The sequence below is a fragment of the Streptococcus sp. HMSC034E12 genome (assembly GCF_001835915.1).
Lineage (GTDB): Bacteria > Bacillota > Bacilli > Lactobacillales > Streptococcaceae > Streptococcus > Streptococcus vaginalis.
This window is the reverse complement of sequence record NZ_KV826430.1, coordinates 161,401-180,907: the sequence shown is the minus strand read 5'-3', so window position 1 is coordinate 180,907 and position 19,507 is coordinate 161,401. Positions and strand designations below refer to the sequence as shown.

General features: G+C 39.9%; 18 protein-coding genes and 1 pseudogene. 14 read left to right on the top strand and 5 right to left on the bottom strand.

The annotated features are described in order from the left end of the window. The first annotated feature begins 26 nt into the window (after positions 1–26). The 6 genes and pseudogenes from HMPREF2574_RS02000 (at position 27) to ftsY (ending at position 8,052) form a co-directional block, all read left to right on the top strand. Positions 27–341, top strand: a pseudogene (locus HMPREF2574_RS02000) (YbaN family protein). Between the two features lie 380 nt (positions 342–721). Further along, positions 722–1,420 carry a ribonuclease III gene (gene rnc / locus HMPREF2574_RS01995; protein WP_003025140.1) on the top strand — a complete coding sequence of 233 codons (699 nt, stop codon included), beginning with the start codon at positions 722–724 and terminating at the stop codon, positions 1,418–1,420. After that, a complete protein-coding gene (gene smc, locus HMPREF2574_RS01990) occupies positions 1,411–4,944 on the top strand; it encodes a chromosome segregation protein SMC (protein ID WP_070812131.1) in 3,534 nt (1,177 codons plus the stop codon). Before rnc ends, smc begins: the two co-directional genes overlap by 10 nt. A 1-nt stretch (position 4,945) precedes the next feature. After that, complete coding sequence (locus HMPREF2574_RS01985) at positions 4,946–5,740, top strand: Cof-type HAD-IIB family hydrolase (RefSeq protein WP_070584162.1); 795 nt, start codon at positions 4,946–4,948, stop codon at positions 5,738–5,740. Continuing rightward, positions 5,740–6,552, top strand: coding sequence for a Cof-type HAD-IIB family hydrolase (locus tag HMPREF2574_RS01980; protein ID WP_024051845.1), 813 nt, complete (start codon positions 5,740–5,742; stop codon positions 6,550–6,552). The genes HMPREF2574_RS01985 and HMPREF2574_RS01980 overlap by 1 nt, the downstream gene beginning before the upstream one ends. Positions 6,553–6,564: 12 nt before the next feature. Continuing rightward, positions 6,565–8,052 carry a signal recognition particle-docking protein FtsY gene (gene ftsY, locus HMPREF2574_RS01975; RefSeq protein WP_070241628.1) on the top strand — a complete coding sequence of 496 codons (1,488 nt, stop codon included), beginning with the start codon at positions 6,565–6,567 and terminating at the stop codon, positions 8,050–8,052. Positions 8,053–8,099: 47 nt separating this feature from the next. On the opposite strand, the gene zwf is transcribed toward ftsY, so the two are convergent. The 5 genes from zwf to HMPREF2574_RS10520 all read right to left on the bottom strand — a co-directional run bounded on the left by zwf (position 8,100) and on the right by HMPREF2574_RS10520 (position 12,968). Then, positions 8,100–9,587, bottom strand: a complete 1,488-nt coding sequence (gene zwf / locus HMPREF2574_RS01970; RefSeq protein WP_024051843.1) for a glucose-6-phosphate dehydrogenase — start codon at positions 9,585–9,587, stop codon at positions 8,100–8,102. Between the two features lie 47 nt (positions 9,588–9,634). Then, positions 9,635–10,999: an MFS transporter gene (locus HMPREF2574_RS01965; protein ID WP_024051842.1), complete on the bottom strand. Its 1,365-nt coding sequence runs from the start codon at positions 10,997–10,999 to the stop codon at positions 9,635–9,637. 114 nt (positions 11,000–11,113) lie between these two features. Then, positions 11,114–11,929 carry a TIGR03943 family putative permease subunit gene (locus HMPREF2574_RS01960; RefSeq protein WP_070812130.1) on the bottom strand — a complete coding sequence of 272 codons (816 nt, stop codon included), beginning with the start codon at positions 11,927–11,929 and terminating at the stop codon, positions 11,114–11,116. Then, positions 11,926–12,831 carry a permease gene (locus tag HMPREF2574_RS01955; protein ID WP_070584158.1) on the bottom strand — a complete coding sequence of 302 codons (906 nt, stop codon included), beginning with the start codon at positions 12,829–12,831 and terminating at the stop codon, positions 11,926–11,928. The genes HMPREF2574_RS01960 and HMPREF2574_RS01955 overlap by 4 nt, the downstream gene beginning before the upstream one ends. Next, positions 12,828–12,968, bottom strand: coding sequence for an SPJ_0845 family protein (locus HMPREF2574_RS10520; RefSeq protein ID WP_006270662.1), 141 nt, complete (start codon positions 12,966–12,968; stop codon positions 12,828–12,830). The genes HMPREF2574_RS01955 and HMPREF2574_RS10520 overlap by 4 nt, the downstream gene beginning before the upstream one ends. Positions 12,969–13,197: 229 nt before the next feature. Between HMPREF2574_RS10520 and HMPREF2574_RS01950 the strand changes: the two genes are divergently transcribed. From HMPREF2574_RS01950 to HMPREF2574_RS01915, 8 genes are all read left to right on the top strand, one after another. After that, entirely contained in the window at positions 13,198–15,327 is a 2,130-nt protein-coding gene (locus HMPREF2574_RS01950) for a Tex family protein (RefSeq protein WP_070812129.1), read from the top strand. Beyond that, a complete protein-coding gene (locus HMPREF2574_RS01945; RefSeq protein ID WP_024051838.1) occupies positions 15,314–15,763 on the top strand; it encodes a SprT family protein in 450 nt (149 codons plus the stop codon). Before HMPREF2574_RS01950 ends, HMPREF2574_RS01945 begins: the two co-directional genes overlap by 14 nt. Positions 15,764–15,867: 104 nt before the next feature. Beyond that, positions 15,868–16,140 carry a PspC domain-containing protein gene (locus tag HMPREF2574_RS01940; RefSeq protein WP_042754025.1) on the top strand — a complete coding sequence of 91 codons (273 nt, stop codon included), beginning with the start codon at positions 15,868–15,870 and terminating at the stop codon, positions 16,138–16,140. A gap of 50 nt (positions 16,141–16,190) precedes the next feature. Continuing rightward, complete coding sequence (locus HMPREF2574_RS01935) at positions 16,191–16,712, top strand: NUDIX hydrolase (RefSeq protein ID WP_070241633.1); 522 nt, start codon at positions 16,191–16,193, stop codon at positions 16,710–16,712. A gap of 117 nt (positions 16,713–16,829) precedes the next feature. Continuing rightward, complete coding sequence (gene hprK / locus HMPREF2574_RS01930) at positions 16,830–17,762, top strand: HPr(Ser) kinase/phosphatase (RefSeq protein ID WP_024051835.1); 933 nt, start codon at positions 16,830–16,832, stop codon at positions 17,760–17,762. Beyond that, complete coding sequence (gene lgt / locus HMPREF2574_RS01925) at positions 17,755–18,528, top strand: prolipoprotein diacylglyceryl transferase (protein ID WP_024051834.1); 774 nt, start codon at positions 17,755–17,757, stop codon at positions 18,526–18,528. The genes hprK and lgt overlap by 8 nt, the downstream gene beginning before the upstream one ends. Before the next feature lie 18 nt (positions 18,529–18,546). Continuing rightward, positions 18,547–18,930: a DUF948 domain-containing protein gene (locus HMPREF2574_RS01920; RefSeq protein ID WP_024051833.1), complete on the top strand. Its 384-nt coding sequence runs from the start codon at positions 18,547–18,549 to the stop codon at positions 18,928–18,930. Between the two features lie 15 nt (positions 18,931–18,945). After that, positions 18,946–19,416 (top strand): YtxH domain-containing protein, encoded by a 471-nt coding sequence (locus tag HMPREF2574_RS01915; RefSeq protein ID WP_024051832.1) that lies wholly within the window; start codon positions 18,946–18,948, stop codon positions 19,414–19,416. The last annotated feature ends 91 nt before the right edge of the window (positions 19,417–19,507 follow it).

Here is a 19,507-nt window from a genome sequence, read left to right as displayed (position 1 = left end):
AATGTGAATTTTTATTTAATCATTTCATTGCTTTCACTGCTTTGGGGGCTGCTCTTGTTGAAGCTTTCCTTTTACTGCTGTCTGTTACTTGTTTTTTATGCAGTTCTAAGCGGTTTGAATAATGGTTGTACCACACTAAGTTGTATCAAATCTATGTGGCGGACTTTCACGAAACAGGTGCCATTGCTCGGGAGCGTAAGAGAAAAATTCTTATTTCCATTTATATTCTAATGGGAATTTCTATCTTCTTTGCACCTCTTATCTGGGTGAAGTTTGCTTTAGCTACCTTAACCCTTTTTATGACGTATTATTTATTCAAAGTCATTCTAGATAAAGAATGAAAATTCATTTCATCTCTGGTGAACTTTTCCTATCAAATTCTTGGTATCGTTGGAGTATCAAGTATTTTTTGATATAATAATAGAGAATTTGTTTTCATTTTATACTCTGTGAAGATCTCTTCAAACTTCGTCGGATTTCACAGTTCGGGTGACTGTGAGAGGTGGCAAAGAAGGAAAGCGAAACTTTTGCCAACCTTGCTGTACTCTTTGTTGCTGACTTCGTTGATTACACCTGCAACTTCAAAAGCTCTACTTGAACTTTTGCTCCCCCGCAGCTTGCTTTCTAGTTCCAATTGTCTGGGAGACAGCTGGAGGTGATTGTCAAATTTTTGATGTTCATTAAGTATTAAAAGAAAAAGTTCTTCTTGAAAGGAGAAAAAATGAGAGATTTACATAAAGTTTTGAGTCAGCAATTTGGAATTGTCTTCCAAGATGAAAAGTTGCTGGAGACAGCTTTTACACACACTAGCTATGCCAATGAGCACCGCCTCTTAAACATTTCACACAATGAGCGCTTGGAATTTTTAGGAGACGCTGTTCTGCAATTATTGATTTCAGAATATCTGTATAAAAAATATCCGAAAAAACCAGAAGGGGACTTGTCAAAACTTCGCTCAACCATTGTACGTGAAGAGAGTTTGGCTGGTTTTAGTCGAGATTGCCAGTTTGATCAATTTATCAAATTAGGTCGTGGCGAAGAAAAGTCAGGTGGGCGTAATCGGGATACCATTCTTGGGGATTTATTTGAAGCCTTTTTAGGAGCTTTGTTGCTAGATAAGGGAGTGGAAGCGGTCAAAAACTTCCTGTATCAAGTCATGATTCCAAAGGTAGAAGTTGGAGACTTTGAGCAGGTGGTTGATTACAAGACCAAGCTACAAGAACTGCTCCAAGTCAATGGTGATGTCGAGATTGTCTATCAAGTCATCTCTGAGTCCGGTCCAGCTCATGCTAAAGAATTTGCTGTAGCGGTATCTGTTGATGGCAGAACGGTTGGACAAGGTCAAGGACGCTCGAAAAAATTAGCAGAGCAGGAAGCTGCTAAAAATGCATTTGAAAAGGAAAGTCATTCATGTATTTAAAAGAAATTGAAATTCAAGGTTTCAAATCTTTTGCAGATAAGACCAAGGTAATATTTGATCAGGGAGTGACAGCAGTCGTTGGACCAAATGGCTCAGGAAAGAGTAACATTACTGAAAGCCTGCGTTGGGCACTGGGAGAGTCCAGTGTTAAAAGTCTTCGTGGCGGGAAAATGCCAGATGTTATTTTTGCGGGGACTGAAACTCGCAAACCACTGAATTATGCTTCTGTTGTTGTCGTTTTGGACAATAAAGACCGTTTTATCCAGCAAGCTGCAGATGAGATTCGTGTGGAGCGTCATATTTATCGCAGTGGGGATAGCGAGTATAAAATAGACGGCAAGAAGGTACGTTTACGAGATATTCATGATTTGTTTATGGATACAGGGCTTGGGCGAGATAGTTTTTCCATTATTTCTCAAGGAAAGGTGGAAGAAATTTTCAATAGCAAGCCAGAGGAGCGCCGTGCCATTTTTGAAGAAGCGGCTGGCGTACTGAAATACAAGACGCGGCGCAAGGAGACTGAAAGTAAGCTCAGCCAAACACAAGATAATCTAGATCGGCTGGAAGACATTATTTATGAGCTCGATAGTCAAGTGAAGCCTCTTGAAAAGCAAGCTACGACAGCTAAGCAGTTTTTGAAATTGGATGAGGAACGCCGTGCTCTTTATTTGGATGTATTGATTGCTCAAATAAAGGGAAATAAAACACAGCTGAATGATACTGAAGAACGGCTTGTGGGGATTCAGCAATCTTTGTCTGCTTATTACAGCAAACGTGACCAGCTAGAGCAAGAAAATGCTCTTCTGAAAGAAAAACGCCATGATTTGCAAAAACAAATGGCAGATAACCAAGTGAGTTTGCTTGAACTAACCCGCCTCATCAGTGACTTAGAACGCCAAATCGAAGTTTCCAAATTAGAATCTAGTCAAGCTGCCAACAGTCGGAAGGAAAATGAGGAACGCCTGAAAGGATTGACAGAAAAATTAGAGGCGGTTCAAACAGAATGGCAGGGGAAAGACGAGCAGTTGATTGATTTTGATGTAAAATTGGAACGAAATCAACAAGCGATTCATAAATTAGAAGCTGAAATTGAGGCATTTTCGGATGATCCTGACCAGATGATTGAAAAATTACGTGCTGAATTTGTCCAATTGATGCAGGAAGAAGCGGACTTATCCAATGACTTAACTGCTTTAGAAAGTCGCTTAGCCAACGAATTACAATTATCTGAAAGCAAACAAGTAGAATTTGCTAAGTTAAAAGAAAATTTAAAGAATCTTCAAATCAACGAGCAAAGTCAACTGGAAGATTTAGCAACAGCTCGGCAGTCGGTTCAGCAGTTACTGACAGATTATCAGGCACAGCTAAAGCAAGTGCAAACTGTAAAAACGAATTATCAGCAAAACCAAACGGCAATGTTTGATTTAATGGATGATGTAAAAAATAAAAAGGCGCGTGTTGGTAGTTTAGAAGCTATTCTGAAAAATCACAGTCATTTCTATGCTGGGGTTAAAAGCGTTCTTCAAGAAGCAGAGTGTCTGGGCGGTATTATCGGTGCTGTTAGTGAAAAATTGAGCTTTGATTCGCATTACCAGACAGCACTTGAAATTGCACTTGGAGCAAGTAGCCAGCATATTATCGTAGAGGACGAACAAGCTGCGACACGAGCAATTGAATTTCTGAAACGCAATCGAACAGGACGGGCAACTTTTCTGCCACTGACAACGATTAAAGCGCGGCATTTACCAGATCATCATCAAGGAAGCATTGAAAAAAGCACTGGTTTTCTTGGTTTGGCTTCGTCTTTGGTGCGCTATGATAAGAGTTTGGAGCATATTTTCCAAAATTTGCTAGGTACAACAGCCATTTTTGATACGGTAGAAAATGCGCGAGCAGCCGCTCGCAAAGTTCGGTATCAAGTACGAATTGTCACGCTGGATGGAACAGAACTGCGGACAGGCGGTTCTTATGCAGGTGGCGCTAATCGAAATAACAATACGATTTTCATCAAGCCGGAGCTAGACGCTTTACAAATGGAACTTTCTGAGAAGAATGCGACTTTAGCAGAGCAAGAAAAACAAGTGGAAGATTTGCACACGCAGCTAAGCCAAGCCAACAGTCTGTTAGAAGAAATAAAAGTAAGTGGTGAGGAAGCACGATTAGCAGAGCAAAAGGCTCAAATAGCTTATGAGCAAACGCACAAACAGGTTGAAGACTTATCTGAGCTCTTAGTGCTGCAAGAAAGAGAGTTATCTCGTGAAGTTCTTCCTGATATGGCGGAGCAAAAAGAAAAGTTAGTCAATCGCCTTGCAGAAATTGAGCAAGATAAATCCGAAACAGAAGCCGAGATTGAGCAGATTAAGTCGGATAAAGATGCTGTTCAAGCACGTTTAGACAAGCTAACAGCCCGCTTATCTGAGCTTCGTTTGGCTCGTACCGAGCTGACGGGGCATCAGCGTTACGTTCAGACGGATCTCACGCGTTTGTCCAATGAAAAATCTGAATTGGACAAAGGGATTTCAACTTTACAATTTCTAATGGAGCAAAAGGAAGAAAACGCTTCAAAAGTGGATATTGCTGTTTTAGAAGAGCAATTAACACAGGCTATACAGGAAAAGACAACTTTGAACCAAGCTACCATTCGTCGTCAGTTTGAACTGGACGATTTGGAAGGGCAAGCAGAGGATCTTACTAGTCATCTGGAACAAGCCCGCCAGCAAAATGAGGATCTGATTCGCAAACAGGCAAAAGCAGAAGCTGAAAAAGATAAGATTGCAGATGTCTTGCGTCGCCTTTTGACGAATTTGACAGATGACTATCAAATATCTTTTGATGAAGCTAGTAAACAGGCTCGTCCACTAGAAAATCTTACGGTTTCTGAAACTAAGGTTAAGGACTTAGAAAAGGTTATTCGGGCTTTAGGACCAGTCAATCTTGATGCGGTAGAGCAATTTGAAGAAGTCAGTCAACGACTGCATTTCCTCAATACTCAAAGAGATGACGTACTCTCTGCGAAAAATTTGCTTTTGGAAACCATTGAAGAAATGAATGACGAAGTAAAAGAACGCTTCAAATCAACCTTTGAAGCGATTCGTGAGAGCTTCAAAGTGACTTTCAGACAGATGTTTGGTGGCGGTTCAGCGGACTTGATTTTGACCGAAGGCGACCTGTTGACTGCGGGGGTAGAAATTTCGGTTCAACCGCCCGGCAAAAAAATCCAATCACTCAATCTGATGAGCGGAGGAGAAAAGGCGCTATCAGCCTTAGCATTACTCTTCTCCATTATTCGTGTCAAGACGATACCATTTGTCATTTTGGACGAGGTGGAAGCTGCACTTGACGAAGCTAATGTCAAACGTTTTGGCGACTATCTTAATCGCTTTGACAAGGACAGCCAGTTTATTGTGGTAACACACCGTAAAGGAACGATGTCCGCAGCAGACTCTATCTATGGGGTAACCATGCAAGAGTCCGGTGTATCAAAGATTGTCTCCGTAAAATTAAAAGATTTAGAAAGTATGTAAAATGAATATAAAATTAGTTGCAACAGATATGGACGGCACCTTTTTAGATGACAAAGGGCAGTTTGATATGGTTCGACTGAAGCAGTTGTTGCTCCGTTTTAAAGAAAAGGGCATCTATTTTGCAGTAGCCAGTGGACGCAGTTTGCTGTCATTAGAAAAGCTATTTGAGGATGTGCGAGATGAGATAATTTTTATTGCTGAAAATGGCAGTCTGGTAAAATTTCACGGAGAAGATCTCTATGAAGCAACCATGTCCAAAGATTTTTATCTGTCAGCTTTTGAGAAATTGAAGACATCTCCTTTCATCAATACCAGTGAATTGCTTCTAACAGGTAAAAAGGGCTGCTATGTTTTAGAAACGGTTGATCCAGCTTATTTAGCTTTTAGTACGCATTATAATGAAAATATCCAAAAAGTAGCTCGCTTGGAGGATATTACAGATGAAATTTTCAAATTTACAACCAATTTTTCTGAAGAAACAGTAGCTGTTGGTGAGGCCTGGGTCAATGAACACGTTCCCGGTGTCAAAGCTATGACGACAGGTTATAAGTCAATTGATATTGTCCTAGACTATGTAGACAAGGGCGTTGCCATTGTCGAATTGGCGAAGAAATTAAATCTTGAAATGGATCAGGTCATGACATTTGGTGACAATTTGAATGATCTACACATGATGCAAGTAGCAGGTTATCCCATTGCCCCTGAAAATGCTCGTCCAGAGATTTTGGAAGTAGCCAAAGAGGTCATTGGGCATCATGCGGCGCATTCAGTTATGACGTATATGGAGGGCTTATAATGGCAGAGATAAAATTGATTGCCCTAGATTTAGATGGGACTTTACTGACTTCTGAGAAAAAAATTTCTGCTCGAAATTTAGCGGCGCTTAAAGCCGCTCAAGAGCAGGGAATTAAGATTGTTTTGACGACCGGTCGCCCTCTAAAAGCAATGGAGCTTTTCTTAAACGAACTGGGCGTAGCCAATCAAGAGGACGAATACACCGTTACTTTTAATGGTGGTTTGGTGCAACGCAATACAGGTGAAATTCTTGATAAAACAGTTTTTGCCTATGACGATGTGGCTCGCATTTTTGAGGAAACAGAAAAGTTAGGCTTGCCACTAGATGCGATTTGCGAAGGAACTGTCTACCAAATCCAGTCAGACCATGAATCGCTTTACCAAACTTGCAATCCTGCTTTAACATTTGAGTCGGTTTCATTTGCAGACTTATCTAGCCAACAGACTTATAATAAATGTGTAACAGCTTATGCACCAGATCCGCTTGATCGTGGCATCGCTCAACTTTCGTCCGATTTATTTGACAAATATGAAATTTTTAAGTCGCGCGATATGCTGTTAGAATGGTCTCCGAAGAATGTCCATAAAGCAAATGGCTTAGAAAAATTGATTGCTCATTTAGGAATTGAACAAAGTCAAGTCATGACTTGCGGAGATGAAGCAAATGACCTGTCTATGATAAAATGGGCAGGGCTTGGTGTAGCTATGCAAAATGCAGTAGCAGCAGTCAAAGAAGTCGCCAATGTAGTGACGCCGATGACGAATGACGAAGATGCTGTTGCTTGGGCTATAGAAAAATATGCACTGAAATAAAGGAGGGATTTAATGGGTTTATTTGATCGCCTTTTTGGTCGCCAAAAAGAAGAAAAACCAGTTGAAAATATTCCTGAAGAAGCTGTAGAAATAGTATCAGAGGATGATCAAGGCAAGAATCTAGAAAAAGTAGAAACAGCTCCTGTAGAGAATACGCAATCTGAGAATCTAGATGAACAAACATTCCAAACAGAATTGAAAGAACGTTTTGCTGAGGATGAGGCACGTCTTGAAACCATTCAAGAAAAAGTAGAAGAAATGGAGCCAAGGTTGGCTGATATAGTGGCAGATGCAGAGTCAGCTGAAAATGATTCGCAAGCTCCAGAAAATCATACATTGCAGAATGAAATGGGAACTCCACAACCTGACGAGACAGCAGCTTTTTCGCAATATACGACTCATCCAGCTGCCACAGATTTACAGTCACGTTTAGCAGAAGCTAGAAGACAGCAGGCAGAACAAGAAAATATGAGGCAGCTGAACGAAGCGAACGCATGGTCAAGCTCAGCAGAGTCAACTACGGTAGAGAAGACTATTAGCGAACCAATTGAAGCAAGTTCATTTATTCAAGAAGAAACGGTTCAGGAAAAGTATGACCGCAGTCTCAAGAAGACACGGACAGGTTTTGGAGCGCGGCTTAATGCTTTCTTTGCTAATTTTCGCTCGGTAGATGAGGAGTTTTTTGAAGAGTTAGAAGAACTCTTGATTACGAGTGACGTGGGAGTGCAAGTCGCTTCTAATCTGACAGAAGCCTTACGCCAAGAAGCTCGCCTTGAAAATGCCAAAAAGCCAGATGTCCTTCGTCGGGTCATCATTGAAAAGTTAGTAGACATCTATGAGAAAGATGGTCAATTTAACGAAAAAATCAATTTACAAGACGGTTTGACAGTCATGCTTTTTGTGGGTGTAAACGGAGTTGGGAAAACCACTTCGATTGGGAAATTGGCTTATAAATATAAGCAGGCTGGCAAGAAAGTCATGTTAGTTGCAGCAGATACTTTCCGTGCAGGAGCTGTTGCTCAGTTGGTGGAATGGGGACGTCGAGTAGATGTTCCGGTTGTGACAGGTCCAGAAAAGAGTGATCCAGCTAGCGTTGTTTATGACGGTATGGAGCGTGCAAAGGCTGAAAATGTGGATATTCTAATGATTGATACGGCCGGACGCTTGCAAAACAAAGATAACCTAATGGCAGAGTTGGAAAAAATTGGACGGATTATCAAACGGGTAGATCCAGCTGCGCCACATGAAACGTTCTTGGCACTGGATGCATCAACTGGTCAAAACGCCCTTGTTCAAGCTAAGGAATTTTCAAAAATTACGCCAGTAACAGGAATTGTCTTGACGAAAATTGATGGAACAGCGCGTGGTGGTGTTGTTCTTGCAATCCGTCAAGAGCTGGATATTCCAGTTAAACTGATTGGATTCGGAGAAAAAATTGACGATATTGGAGTATTTAACTCTGAAAACTTTATGAAAGGGCTCTTAGAGGGCTTGGTATAAGAAAAAAGACTTGCAAATGAATTGCAAGTCTTTTGTATATATTTACTTTACCCCAATCGTCCTTCTTTGCGATAGGCTTCATCTGGACGCCAGTTCCAATCAGCTTCAAATTGGTTAAGGAGTTCAAAGCTGGCTTCGGGTCCCATAGTACCTGATTTGTAATGATGAAGGGGAACTTCGTTATTTGCCCACAAGGCTTCAATACGGTCAATCAATTCCCAACTAGAGCGAACTTCGTCCCAGTGGCTAAAATTGGTTGAGTCATTGTTTAGCACATCGTAGATGAGCTTCTCATAAGGTTCTGGTGACGCACCAGAAGCTGTTGCATCTGTACGATAATCAAGTGTCAATGGAGCTAAGTTAAATTGCTCGCCCAGTTCTTTGCCATTCATACTAAGAGAAAATCCTTCAGTTGGTTGAATGTAAATCGTCAGCACATTTGGTTGAAGCGAGGAGCCGAAAATGGATTCCATTTGCTTGAAGACAATGTTGACATGGGTTCCTTTGGCAGTGAGACGTTTTCCAGTACGGAAGAAAAATGGCACCCCGCGAAATCGGTCACTATCTACAAAGAATGCACCAGAAGCAAAGGTTTCTGTGGTAGATTCTGGGGCAACATTTGGTTCACTACGATAGGAAATGTACTTTTTCCCGTCCACTTTGCCAGAAGTGTATTGACCACGAATGAAGAGCTTTTTCAAATCATTATCGGACGGCTTGTGTAAGTGCTTGAAAGCCTTAATTTTTTCAGCACGAATATCATCTTTGGTAAAAGTTTTGGGTTTGTCCATAGCAAGCAAAGACAGGAGTTGAAGTGTGTGATTTTGCACCATATCGCGCAGTGCACCTGAATGGTCGTAATAACCACCACGTTCTTCCACACCTAACTTTTCAGCAAAGGTAATCTGTACATTGTCAATATAATCACGATTCCAGACATTTTCAAAAAGAAGATTGGCAAAGCGAATGGCAAAAATACTTTGAATCATTTCTTTGCCGAGATAATGGTCAATCCGGAAAATCTGCTCTTCGTCAAATGTTGCCAACAAATCGTTGTTCAGTTTGCTAGCAGAAGCTAGGTCTGTGCCAAAAGGTTTTTCTACAATTAAGCGTTCAAATCCCTTCCCGTCCACAATTTGTTCTGATTTGAGATGTTTGGCAATCGTACCAAAAAACTGAGGAGCCATAGATAGGAAGAAAAGTTTATTGTGTTCTGCTTGATAGTGCTCATTGAGATGATTTTGTAGTTTTCTCAATTCAATATAATGCTCGGTATCTTGGACATCGTGACTTTGATAATAGAAATGGCTAGCAAATTCTTGCGCTTGTTCAGGGCTGTCTGCAAGTTCTGTGATAGACTCGACCACGACAGATTCAAAATATTCCTTGCTCCAAGGTCTGCGAGCTGTACCGATAACGGCAAAATGCTTAGACAGATTGCCAGATTTATACAATCTAAAAAGAGAAGGATAGAGTTTTCTTTTTGCCAAATCTCCACTGGCACCAAAAATTGTAATAATCACTTTTGAAGACATTTTGAACACCCATTTTCTAATATTTTATTTATTTTACCATAAATTGATTAAAATTTCTGATTTTTGATAGCTCGAAATAAAGAGTAAAAGAGATAAAAAATAAGGATAACGAGGAAGAAAAGGAGTAGAAAGACAAGATGCACACCTGTCGTAGTATCAGGAGCTTGATTGACCATGATAGCAGCAATCGCCGTTCCTAAAGCTCCAGCAAATGTTTGAGCCATTTGAAAAAGTGCTGTGGCATCTGGCGACTTCTCACGACTAATTTGTGAAACAGATAAGGCCATCGTGTTGTTGAAAGCCAGATTGCGCCCAATCGTAAAGAAAATATAAAAAAGGATGATGAGCGGTAATGTTAAGGCTTTTGTAAAGAATGCAAAAACGAAAACGGCTAAGAAAAAGAGGAGATTCCCACCATATAGAGAAAGTTTGGGTCCCTTGGTGTCATATAATTTTCCAAAGAAAGGTGCCGAAAAAGCTCCTAACATTGTTCCAGGAAGCAATGCAAAGCCAGCGGCAGAAGTAGCCTCGTGTTTTACTAAAACTAAGAAATTAGGAATCAGAAAATTGGCTGATAAATTTGAAAATTGGTAGAGAAAGAAAGGAATAATTCCTAGTAAAATAACTGGATTTTTCAAAATACGAATATCTAAAAAAGGATGCACTACCGTTAAACTTCGCCAAACGAAAAGGACAAGTGATAATAAAAAGATGATGACAAAAGTCCAATTAAAGCTACCTTCTTCTAAGCTAGAAATCATCATGATAGAAAAAGTCAGTGAAAGTGTAAGAAGCAAGAAAGAAATCCACTCAAAAGGACGTTTTTGTTTATTGGGGGTATTTTCTAAAAATAAAAATCCTAATATGAAGGAGATAATCGGAACGGGCATGATGAGTGTGTAAATCATGTGCCAGTCAAACAAGCCAATCATAAAGCCGCCATAAGTGGGACCAATCGCAGGAGCTAGGCTTATAACGAGTCCAGACAGTCCCATGTAAAATCCGATTTGGCTGCGTGGGATTCGTTCCACGATAAGGTTAAACATGAGAGGGGTAGCAATTCCTGTGGATGCTCCTTGCAGAATGCGTCCTAACATAAGTAGGGCAAAATTAGGGGCAATCATCGCAACGCCATTACCCAGCGTAAACATAGCTAGACTGGTGAATAGAATTTTACGCTCAGACCAATTGTGTGCTAGAGTGGCTCCAAGTGTAATCGTGATAGCGACAACTAGCAGATAACCTGTTGTAATCCATTGCAATGTGCCAAGGTCTGTATGAAAAACTTTCATAAGGTGCGGAAAGGTGACATTCATACTGGTTTCAGATAGAATTCCAGCAAAAGCAATGAGTGCTGTAGCGAGAATAGAGAGCAAGGTTTTCCTTGAAACGGGTTGGTTTGGATGTGACATAATACCTCCTAAAAATATAAATTTCTCTTATTTTATCATAATTACTTATAAAAGAGCATAATAGGAGACCTAGAGAAATACTTATCAGGTCTTCTTTTGCTTATTTAATGTGGTTTAAAATACGCGGTAAACATAAGGATTGCTGGGTTTTTCAACTTTCTTGAAACTATCCACTTCAAGCGTTGGCAAGCTTTGTCCTAGTTGCTTATGGTAGCGAATAGTGATTTTTCCACTCGCTCTTATCCAAGTATTATTTTCAAAATGCTCTGTATTACTAGTTGTCAGAAGTCCATAAACCCCTGAATCTGCGATACAGTGGATAATACCGAAACGGAAAAGAAACTGGCTGTTTTTATCACTTGGGTCGTTGTAGACAAAGCCAGTAAATTCTAACCGTTTCCCTGCAAATTCATCTGGATAATCATAGAGGACTTCCATGACTTCCATATAATTTTCCGTCGTAACGGAGATGACATCTTTTTTCAGATATTTTTTTGCAGCTGCCCGCATTTCCTTCTCGTAAGCACTTTTAGTAAAATAGGTACTGGTATCAGGCTTCAGGTATTGATTGGTAGTACCTTCATCAGCCTGAATGCTCTTTGAACTACCATCAGCTAGAGGAAAATGGTAGCCCTTAGCAGAAACGGTTGTAGAGTCCAAATTGACCGTTGGAAAGAAGAGAGCAACGATAAGTGGTACAACAAGAAAAGCAATGCTAGCAAATTTTGCTGAGTGGCTCGTCAAATGGCTGTGTACTTTCATTTTTTTCATCCAGACGATGAGCTGCACAATAGCTAGCACAAAAGAAAGTATCATGGAAATATATGCCAAATAAGAAAAATGCATATTGATGTATTGATTGAGCTTGCCAGAAAGTTGCAAATACATGGTGGTTTCAAAGTAACCAGCTAAAATTAGAAAACGAATCATAGCACCACCCCCACAAGCCAAGAGTAAATGACAACAACTAAACTAACAATTCCAATGAATTGCCAGATGAATCGTCCTTTGAGGTAATTTTTCATCATGAGGATATTTTTCACATCTAGCATTGGTCCAATGACGAGAAAAGCCAGAACTGGCGCTAAACCAAAGCTAGAAATGAGCGAACTGCCGATAAAGGCATCTGCTTCACTGCAAAGTGAGAGAAGAAATGCAAGCAGCATCAATAGCAAAATAGCCATAAGCGGTGTTGCACTAATGGAAGTCAGGATGCGTGTAGGCACGTAGACTTGCACTAGACTGGCAAAGAGACAACCAAAGACTAAGTAACGACCTGTATCAAAAAATTCGTCAATAGACTGCACAAACACTTGAAATACTTTCTTTGGCTGACTTAAATGGGAGAAGTCGTGTTCATGCTGAATGACTCGATTCTCTTTTTGAATAGTTGCTGTGTTGAGAAAGCCAAAGAAAATTCCTAGAATAATTGCTACAACAATAGAGCCAAGAGCTCTGAGCAAAGCCATTTTAAAGGAATTCCCGAAAGCAGAGTAAGTCGCAAAAAGAACAATGGGATTGATAACCGGCGCTGTCACCATAAAAGGTACAGCTGTGTAACTCGGTACTTTCTTTTCCAAAAAGCGATTGATAATAGGGACAATTCCACATTCGCAAGAAGGGAAAATGAAGCCAATAAAAGTACCAAAGAAAATTCGACACCATTTATTTTTAGGCAGATAGCGATAAACTTTGTCTGGTGTGATATAAACCTCTATAAAACCTGAAATAATACTCCCAATCAGCACAAAAGGTAGTGCTTCAATAATAATGGAGAGGAAAATCGCACCAGCTTGCAAAACGCTAGGTGGTAGTTGATTAAAAAAACTCATAACTTTTTAGCCTTTTGTTCTTTTTTAATCTTTTTTTCTTTTTCATCAGGAAATTCTATTTTTTCGATTTTAGGTAACGTTGCAAATTCTTCAAACATTTTATCTAAATCATCTGAACGCGTAAATTTAATAGCCATAACAGCCTCCTTTTCCTTTTTAACTATTATACTATCATTTTGAAAATTCTGGTGAAATAAAGTCAGCAGAATAAAGATTAGCTTGTGAAAGAAGGAGAGGAATGTGGTATAATGAAGAAACTATGTGTATAAGGAAAAAAATTTTTTGATAAAGTAAAATAGCCATAAACCAAGAATGAAGTAGTAATTGGATTTGGACGACTGGAAAAGGTATGATATAATATTTTTTATGGAAACAAATATTATCGAACTATCGCAAAGTTTAAAGATTAGTCAGAAGCAAATTGAAAAAGTATTGGAACTGACAGCAGAGGGCAACACGATTCCGTTTATCGCTCGTTATCGGAAAGAAATGACAGGTAATTTGGATGAGGTAGAGATTAAGGCTATTCTTGATTTGGATAAAAGTCTGACGAACCTCAGAGAGCGTAAGGCAACGGTGCTGGCAAAGATTGAAGAACAAGGAAAGCTGACGGACAAATTGCGTGCGGCCATTGAAGCAGCTGAAAAGTTGGCTGATGTGGAAGAACTTTATCTTCCTTACAAAGAAAAACGTCGGACAAAAGCTACGATTGCACGTGAAGCAGGACTTTTTCCTTTGGCACGACTCATATTACAAAATGCTGCCACTCTTCAAGAGGAAGCAACTGCCTTAACTAACGAAACATTTCCGACGGCAGAAGCAGCTCTAGCTGGAGCTGTAGATATTTTAGTGGAAGCCATTTCAGAAGATGTACAACTGCGTGCTTGGACTTATCATGAAATGCTGACAAATTCAAGCATTGTTTCAACTTTAAAAGATCAAGATTTGGACGAAAAGCAAGTGTTTCAAATCTATTATGACTTTTCCGAAAAAATCGCGGATATGCAGGGGTATCGCACCTTAGCACTGAATCGTGGTGAAAAGCTAGGTGTTCTCAAAGTTAGTTTTGAGAATAATGTAGATAAGATTATCCGCTTCTTTGAAGTGCGCTTTAAGGTCAAAAATGACTACATTCATGAAGCAATCCAGCAAGCTGTGAAAAAGAAAATCATTCCAGCTATGGAACGTCGGATTAGGGCAGAATTGACCGAGACTGCAGAAGACGGAGCCATTCAGCTCTTTTCAGATAATCTGCGAAATCTGCTCTTGATTGCGCCACTCAAAGGACGCGTGGTACTAGGATTTGACCCAGCTTTTCGGACAGGAGCAAAATTAGCAGTCGTAGATGCAACTGGAAAAATGCTGACAACTCAGGTTATCTATCCTGTTCCACCGGCAAAAGCAGCGCAAATTGAAGCTTCTAAGCAAGATTTGTCAGACTTGATTGACCAATTTGGTGTTGAAATCATTGCTATTGGGAATGGAACAGCTAGTCGTGAAAGTGAAGCATTTGTCGCTGAAGTATTGAAAACTCATCCAAACGTCAGCTATGTTATTGTCAATGAAAGCGGTGCGTCTGTTTATTCTGCTAGCGAATTGGCGCGGCATGAGTTCCCTGATTTGACCGTTGAGAAACGTTCGGCTATCTCTATCGCACGTCGACTGCAAGACCCTCTTGCAGAGCTAGTTAAAATTGACCCAAAATCAATCGGTGTCGGTCAATACCAACATGATGTGAGCCAGAAGAAATTATCTGAAAGCTTGGATTTTGTCGTAGATACCGTTGTTAACCAAGTCGGCGTTAATATCAATACCGCAAGCCCATCTCTTCTATCGCATGTGGCAGGGTTAAACAAAACGATTTCTGAAAATATTGTCAAATATCGTGAAGAAGAAGGCATGATTCGCTCGCGCGATGCCATCAAAAAAGTTCCTCGTCTGGGTGCTAAAGCATTTGAACAGGCGGCAGGGTTCTTACGAATTCCCGAAAGTGATAATGTTTTGGATAATACAGGTGTTCACCCAGAGAGTTATCCAGCTGTTGAGAAATTGTTCCAAACGCTTGCAATTACGGACTTAGATCAAGCCGCTCAAGAAAAATTGCAGTCTTTAGATGTCAAAAAAGTTGCTGCAGATTTGAACTTGGGAGAAGCTACCCTCAAGGATATCATTGCAGACTTGCTCAAGCCAGGTCGTGATATGCGTGATTCATTTGATGCACCGGTTCTGCGTCAAGATGTCCTTGATATGAAGGATTTACAAATTGGGCAAAAGTTAGAAGGCGTTGTCCGCAATGTTGTTGACTTTGGTGCTTTTGTCGATATTGGCATTCACGAAGACGGCTTGATTCACATTTCTAAGCTCAGCAACAGCTATGTCAAACATCCAAGCCAAGTAGTTTCTGTTGGTGATTTGGTAACCGTGTGGGTGGATAAGCTGGATATAGAAAGAGAAAAGGTCAATCTTTCCTTGGTGGCACCGCGTGAATCTAACTAACTATGTCAGACAAGTCTCTTTGGAAGATTTTGGCAAAGAATTTCGACATATGGCTTCTTGGAATAAGCGTCTTCGCTCAACAGGTGGACGCTTTTTTCCAAAGGATGGTCATCTTGATTTTAATCCTAGAATCTATGAACAGTTTGGTTTAGAAACTTTCCGAAAAATTGTGCGGCATGAGTTGTGCCATTATCATCTTTACTTTGAAAAGAAAGGTTATCGACATAAGGATCGAGATTTCAAGCAATTATTGAAAGCCGTGGACGGTTTGCGCTATGCCCCTACTTTATCAAGCCAATCAACTTCAAAAACGCTTGTTTATCAATGCTTGCATTGTCGTGCACAATATCATAGAAAAAGACGAATCAATACTGAGCGGTATTGCTGCGGACGTTGCCAAGGGAAGCTCATTTTTGTCAGACAATTGCAGTCTTAATGATTATTTTGACGAAACAATCAGAAATCCGCCTAAGGACGGATGGCATGATGACTGAAATGTGTTACACTAGATTCAGTATCAATGAAAGAGGCTAAATGATGATGAAAACAACATTTTATAAATTACGTCGAAATAGAGCTGTATCGGGAGTGTTAGCAGGTTTATCTGATAAATTTGGTCTAGATGTAGGGCTTGTTCGCTTTCTATTCGTTTTATTTACTGTCTCTAATTTCGGATTAGGTATTATCATTTACATCATCTTATCATCTGTAATGCCTTACAAGGAAGATGTAGAAGAAGAAATGTATGGAACAGGACCTCGTAAGCGCAAAGAAGCAGAAGCTATCAAAGAAGAAGATGGTTGGTTTTGGTGAGTGTGATGGAGCAAGCGTTTGGTTAAATATGCTAGAAAGGAGTTCGGACAATGAACTCCTTTATTTTAGGAGGAGAAGAAATGGAATATTGGGATGCATATGATGAGCAAAGAGAGCGACAAGGAGATTTTCTAAAGAGAGGTCAACCAATTGCGGAAGGGCAGTATCACCTTTGTGTCAATGTCTTCGTTCGCCATCTAGATGGGGAATTTCTCCTGATGCACCGCAGTCCAGAAAAAGAAATTCATCCTAATTATTATGAGTTTGGTGCAGGAGGAAGTGTGTTGGCTGGTGAAGATAGCATGACCGCAGCCTATCGTGAATTGCGGGAAGAAACTGGGCTAATTCCTAGAGAAATACAACTGATTGAGCAGACGACTTCACCTAAAGATCACTGTCATTTTGATTTTTATGAGGCAACCGTTACAGAAAAAGATGTGAAATATCAAGAGGGTGAAACGGATGGTCACATCTGGCTGAAACCTAGTGAACTCCGATATTTTATGAATCGTTATCCTTTATTTCAAAATCAAAAACAAATTGTAGAAAAAATGCTCCAGTCAGAGAAGTAGTAAATGCTATATATTATATATGGTTGCATCCATTTTCTTTGCAAAATCAAGGATGAAACTCTCCTTTAATCTCAAAATTTGCTATAATAGAAAAAGAAACTATCAAAGGGGAAGAATATGACTGTAAAGATCAAAGATCTATTAAAAAAAGTCAGGTTAAATGTGGTTTATGGCGACGAGAAAATGTTGGAAAGAGAAATTACGACCTCTGATATTTCCCGCCCAGGACTTGAAATGACAGGTTATTTTGACTATTACACCCCAGAGCGTATCCAGCTAATGGGCATGAAAGAATGGTCTTACTTGATGAAGATGACGTCACATAATCGCTATCAGGTTTTACGGAAAATGTTTGAACACGATACAGTTATGATTGTGGCGCGTGATTTGAAAATTCCTGATGAGATGTTAAAGGCTGCAAAGGAAAATGAAATTGTTGTTCTCAGCAGTCACACCCCAACGAGTCGTTTATCCGGTGAGATTTCAAGTTATTTGGATTCGCGTTTGGCTGAGCGAACCAGTATTCATGGGGTTTTAATGGATATTTACGGAATGGGTGTCTTGATTCAAGGAGATAGTGGAATCGGAAAAAGCGAAACTGGTTTAGAACTGGTGAAACGGGGACATCGTTTAGTTGCGGATGACCGCGTAGATATCTACGCAAAAGATGAAATGACTCTCTGGGGCGAGCCAGCGGAAATTTTGCGCCATTTACTTGAAATACGCGGTGTTGGGATTATTGATGTCATGAGCCTTTATGGAGCTAGTGCTGTCAAGGATTCATCACAGGTTCAATTGGCTGTTTATCTGGAAAATTATGATGTCAATAAAACATTTGACCGTTTGGGAAATAATGGTGAAGAGTTTGAAGTATCAGGTGTGTCCATTCCAAGGATTCGTATTCCTGTGAAAACGGGTCGCAACATTTCGGTGGTGATTGAAGCAGCAGCGATGAATTACCGTGCTAAAGAGATGGGCTTTGATGCCACGAAGACTTTTGAGGAACGCTTGACCAATCTCATTAGTGAGAATGAGGTGTCTCATGATTAATCCAATTGCATTTAAAATAGGACCTCTAAGTATTCGCTGGTATGCGATTTGTATTGTAACAGGTTTAGTTTTAGCTGTTTATCTGGCTATGCGTGAAGCGCCGCGAAAGAAAATCATTCCAGATGACATTCTTGATTTTATCCTCATTGCGTTTCCCTTAGCAATCGTTGGAGCTCGCATTTATTATGTCATTTTTGATTGGGGCTATTATGCTAAAAATTCTGCTGAGATTTTTGCCATTTGGCACGGAGGAATTGCTATCTATGGCGGTTTAATCACCGGAGCGATTGTCTTTTATTTTTTCTCACAAAGAAAGCTTATCAATACGCTAGACTTTTTAGATATTGCGGTTCCAGGAGTGATGATTGCCCAAAGTATTGGACGCTGGGGAAATTTCTTCAATCAAGAGGCTTACGGAGCGGTTGTTAAAAGTCTAAATTACTTACCAAGTTTTATGCGCAACCAAATGTACATTGATGGTCATTACCGACAACCAACTTTTCTTTATGAGTCGGTTTGGAATTTGTTAGGATTTGCTTTAGTGATGGTTGCGAGAAGAAAGAAAAATTTCCTCAAACGTGGGGAAATGACTGGATTTTATCTTATTTGGTATGGAATAGGTCGCATGGTGATTGAAGGTATGCGAACAGATAGTCTCATGTTTGCGGGCTTGCGTGTGTCGCAATGGTTGTCTGCTGTTCTAGTGGTTGCAGGAATCATTCTCGTCATTTACCAACGCAGAAAAAAAGATACCCCTTATTATTAAAAAGTTAGGAGAAGAAAAATGCTTGAAATTGCTTATAGTCTAGTTGCCCTCGCTTTGATTGCTTTGATTGTTTATACGATTTTTTTGGTTAGGAAAATCTCAAATGTCGTTGACGAAACAGAAAAAACAATTCAGGTGTTGACGACAGATGTCAATGTGACACTCTATCAAACCAATGAATTGTTAACGAAAGTGAATGTTTTAGCAGATGATATTAACGGGAAAATGACAACAATTGATCCACTTTTCACTGCAGTTGCAGATTTGTCAGAGTCAGTTTCAGATTTAAATGATTCTGCTCGTCATTTGAGTAAAAAAGCTGCTACAGCAGGTAAAAATGGAGTGAAAGCTGGTGCAACTTTATCGGCCTTACGGATGATTACAAAACTATTTAAAAAATAAGAAAGAAGGTTTATTATGGGTAAATTTTCATCTATCCTTTTAGGAACAATCTCTGGTGCGGCTGCAGCGGTATTTCTCACAAGTAAAAAAGGAAAAGAAGTGACAGCTAAGGTTTCTGATTTTATGAATGACGTCAAAGAAAATCCAGATGATTTTAAAGATCAAGTAGTACAAAAAGCCAATCATTTCTCTAATCAAGCTGCAGAAGCAGTCAACCAAGCCAAAGAAAAGGTTGAGAGCGGAGAAATTATAGGTGAAACAATTCTTGACTCTGTGAAAGAAGCAACGAAACAAGTAGTTGACTTCTCACAAGAGAAATTTCAAGAATGGAAAGAAAAAATGGAGTCAGAAGGGATTTCACCAGAAGAATTTAAAAAATCTGCTCCTGAATCATCAGAAAATGAGCCTACTTCCGAGGATATTGTCATTGATTTGACAGAAGAAAACCAAGAATCGGAAAATGAAGACAAAAAAATTGAGGACTAGCACCTCAATTTTTTTAACTTTTTAACATCGATTTTACATCACAACGAATCACAACAATTCACGACAAAAATAGTGCCTGTTTGCAAGGCGC

Bases quoted from the DNA above. Each gene is read 5' to 3' on its own strand.
- HMPREF2574_RS01980 (WP_024051845.1), top strand. From the start codon at position 5,740: ATGGCAGAGATAAAATTGATTGCCCTAGATTTAGATGGGACTTTACTG.
- HMPREF2574_RS10520 (WP_006270662.1), bottom strand. From the start codon at position 12,968: ATGGCTATTAAATTTACGCGTTCAGATGATTTAGATAAAATGTTTGAA.
- HMPREF2574_RS01950 (WP_070812129.1), top strand. From the start codon at position 13,198: ATGGAAACAAATATTATCGAACTATCGCAAAGTTTAAAGATTAGTCAG.
- HMPREF2574_RS01965 (WP_024051842.1), bottom strand. From the start codon at position 10,999: ATGTCACATCCAAACCAACCCGTTTCAAGGAAAACCTTGCTCTCTATT.
- HMPREF2574_RS01915 (WP_024051832.1), top strand. From the start codon at position 18,946: ATGGGTAAATTTTCATCTATCCTTTTAGGAACAATCTCTGGTGCGGCT.
- zwf (WP_024051843.1), bottom strand. From the start codon at position 9,587: ATGTCTTCAAAAGTGATTATTACAATTTTTGGTGCCAGTGGAGATTTG.
- HMPREF2574_RS01960 (WP_070812130.1), bottom strand. From the start codon at position 11,929: ATGATTCGTTTTCTAATTTTAGCTGGTTACTTTGAAACCACCATGTAT.
- hprK (WP_024051835.1), top strand. From the start codon at position 16,830: ATGACTGTAAAGATCAAAGATCTATTAAAAAAAGTCAGGTTAAATGTG.
- smc (WP_070812131.1), top strand. From the start codon at position 1,411: ATGTATTTAAAAGAAATTGAAATTCAAGGTTTCAAATCTTTTGCAGAT.
- HMPREF2574_RS01985 (WP_070584162.1), top strand. From the start codon at position 4,946: ATGAATATAAAATTAGTTGCAACAGATATGGACGGCACCTTTTTAGAT.
- lgt (WP_024051834.1), top strand. From the start codon at position 17,755: ATGATTAATCCAATTGCATTTAAAATAGGACCTCTAAGTATTCGCTGG.
- HMPREF2574_RS01955 (WP_070584158.1), bottom strand. From the start codon at position 12,831: ATGAGTTTTTTTAATCAACTACCACCTAGCGTTTTGCAAGCTGGTGCG.
- HMPREF2574_RS01920 (WP_024051833.1), top strand. From the start codon at position 18,547: ATGCTTGAAATTGCTTATAGTCTAGTTGCCCTCGCTTTGATTGCTTTG.
- HMPREF2574_RS01935 (WP_070241633.1), top strand. From the start codon at position 16,191: ATGAACTCCTTTATTTTAGGAGGAGAAGAAATGGAATATTGGGATGCA.
- ftsY (WP_070241628.1), top strand. From the start codon at position 6,565: ATGGGTTTATTTGATCGCCTTTTTGGTCGCCAAAAAGAAGAAAAACCA.
- rnc (WP_003025140.1), top strand. From the start codon at position 722: ATGAGAGATTTACATAAAGTTTTGAGTCAGCAATTTGGAATTGTCTTC.
- HMPREF2574_RS01940 (WP_042754025.1), top strand. From the start codon at position 15,868: ATGAAAACAACATTTTATAAATTACGTCGAAATAGAGCTGTATCGGGA.